Source organism: Rhodococcus sp. (in: high G+C Gram-positive bacteria) (genome assembly GCF_049299235.1).
GTDB lineage: Bacteria > Actinomycetota > Actinomycetes > Mycobacteriales > Mycobacteriaceae > Rhodococcus.
This window is the reverse complement of sequence record NZ_JBAQXC010000254.1, coordinates 1-2,475: the sequence shown is the minus strand read 5'-3', so window position 1 is coordinate 2,475 and position 2,475 is coordinate 1. Positions and strand designations below refer to the sequence as shown.

Genomic DNA, 2,475 nt, shown 5'->3' with positions numbered 1-2,475 from the left:
CCCGCGACCACGCCGACCACAACCGCGCGTACCGTCCGCCACGCTCGAGCAATTCGTCGTGCGAGCCCTCCTCGACGACAACTCCGCGGTCCATCAACACGACCCGGTCTGCGGTCGCGGCCTGGCTGAGCCGGTGCGCGACGATCAGCGCCGACCGTCCCGCCAGCGCAGCCTCGGCCGACTGCTCGAGCACGCCGGCACCGGCGCTGCCCGCGTCGGCGGTGGCCTCATCGAGGATCACCAGCGCCGGATCGAGCAGCACCAACCGAGCCAGGGCGATCTGCTGCACCTGCATCGGCGACAGGTCGTGCCCGCCTGCGCCGACGATCGTCTCGATCCCGTCGGGCAACAGTTCCACCCACTCCCACGCGTGGACGCGCCGCAGGGCGTCACGGACCTGCTCGTCGGTGGCGCCGGGTGCCGCCATGCGCAGGTCGTCGGCAAGCGTCCCCGCGAAGACGTGCACCTCCTGTGTCACGAGGGCGACGCGGTGCGCGCGTTCGGATTCGTCGAACTCCGTGAGGTCGACACCACCGAAGCGCACGGTGCCGTGCGCGGGCCGGTGGATGCCGGCGAGGACCGCGGCCAGGGTGGTCTTGCCTGCGCCGGACGCGCCGACGAGCGCGACATGCTCACCGTCGCCGACCGCCAGGGACACCCCGTCGAGCACCGGATCCTTCCCCGGATAGGCGAACGTGATGCTCTCGGCGGCAAGCACCCGCCCCCGCGGCGGCACCGACGACGCCCGGTCGTCGGAGGTGAACCGCTCCCCCTCGACCGTCACACCGACGATGCGCACGAGGGATGCCGCCGCCGACTGCAGATCGTCGGTCACCAACAGCAGGTCACCGATCGGGCCGAACAGGCGGAGGAAGAACAGCATGGCGGCGGTGGCCGCGCCGACGGTGAGCGCATCGTCACCGACGAGCGCATAGCCGACACCGAGAATCGTTGCCATACCGACAAATTCGGCGGCGTTGATTCCGGCGAAGAAACGGTTCTGCACGAAGCGGGCCCGCATGTTCCAGCGGACCACCTCCCACGAATGCCGTTCGATTCCGGCGAGCAGCCGCCCTGTCAGACCGAATGCGCGGGCAGAGTCGATACCGCGGATCGCGCCGAGCACCTCGTGTGCGCGTTCGGCCATCGCCGCACGTTCGGCCGTGTAGACCGGTGGTGCCTCACGGACGTAGCGGCGCACGGTGAGGATGTGGATGGGCAGCACGACCAGCACGACGGCGAGAAACCGCCAATCCAGTGCGGCCAGACCGACAACGGTCGCGGCGATCGTGAACACCGAGGTGGACAACGCCGGGACACCCCGGGAAATGGCGGTGCTCACGACCTCGACATCGTCGGTGGCACGGGACACCAGGTCGCCGGAGCCCGCGGACTCGACCCGCGACAACGGCAGACGCAGCGCCGCCGACAACATGCGTTCGCGTAGCCGGGCGAGGACGGTTTCGAACAATTGGGCCGACGCGGCGACACCGGCGCCGGTGAGCGCCGCGCCCACGACGGTCGCGGCGACCATGATCCCGGCGAGTTGCCACACGGCGGCGGCACCGCCTCCGTCGATGGCGATGTCGACGATCCGGCCCAACGCCCACGGCATCACGAGTCCGAGGATCGCCGCGGCGACGAGCAACGCGACGACCCCGATCAGCCGGGTCCGACTGCCGGACAGGGCAGCGAAGAAGTGCGCCCCCGTGGTGCGCGCGTCGGCGATGGGAAGAGCACCGGCCGCGGCCGGTTCGGTGGTGGTGTTCATCGGGCGGCCTCCACGGTGTCGTCGCCGCGTTCGCCGACGGGCAGATCGGGCGCATCCTCGGCGCTGCTGCGTTCAACGAGGCGACTGCGTTCAGCGAGGCGACTGCGTTCGACGAGGCGACCCTCGGCGAGAACGATCACCTCGTCGGCGGCGGCGAGATGGGCGGGCGCATCGGTGAACACCAGGGTCAGGCCGGCAGCGCGCGCCTGCGTCAGCCGTTCGGCGACACTGGCTTCGGTGACGGAGTCGACGGCGGTGGTCGGGTCGACGAGTACCAGCACCGATGCGTCCGCGGCGATCGCCCGCGCCAACGCAACTCGTTGCCGTTGCCCGCCGGACAGCATCCGGCCCGCTTCCCCGACGGGGGTGTCGAGGCCGTCCGGCAACGCGTCCACCACGTCGTCGCAGGCCGCCGCGAACACGGCTCGGGTGATGCGGTATTCGCGGTCGTCGGCGTCCGGCGCCACGGCAGCGGCGATGTTGTCGAGCACAGACCCCTCGAACAGTGCGGCGTGGTGCGGCGCGACCCGCACCGCGCCGATCGCCGAGGCCTCGTCGAGGTCGAACAGGTCGACGCCACCGACCCGGACGGTGCCTGCCGCGGGCAGAACCGAGCGGGACAGCACGTCGACGAGCGCGGCCGTCGTGGGCGCGTCGGCGACCACCGCGACCAGGCCCGTCGCGGGCAGCTCGAGGTCGAGTCC

At 71.3% G+C, this 2,475-nt stretch carries 2 protein-coding genes; both read right to left on the bottom strand.

Features of this window, described 5'->3' with window-relative positions:
• Positions 1-1,771: ABC transporter ATP-binding protein (locus WAX14_RS15155; RefSeq protein WP_422628879.1), on the bottom strand; the 1,771-nt coding region annotated here is incomplete at its 3' end.
• Positions 1,768-2,475 (bottom strand): ATP-binding cassette domain-containing protein (locus WAX14_RS15150; RefSeq protein WP_422628878.1); only part of this gene is annotated, 708 nt, incomplete at its 5' end. The genes WAX14_RS15155 and WAX14_RS15150, both read right to left, overlap by 4 nt.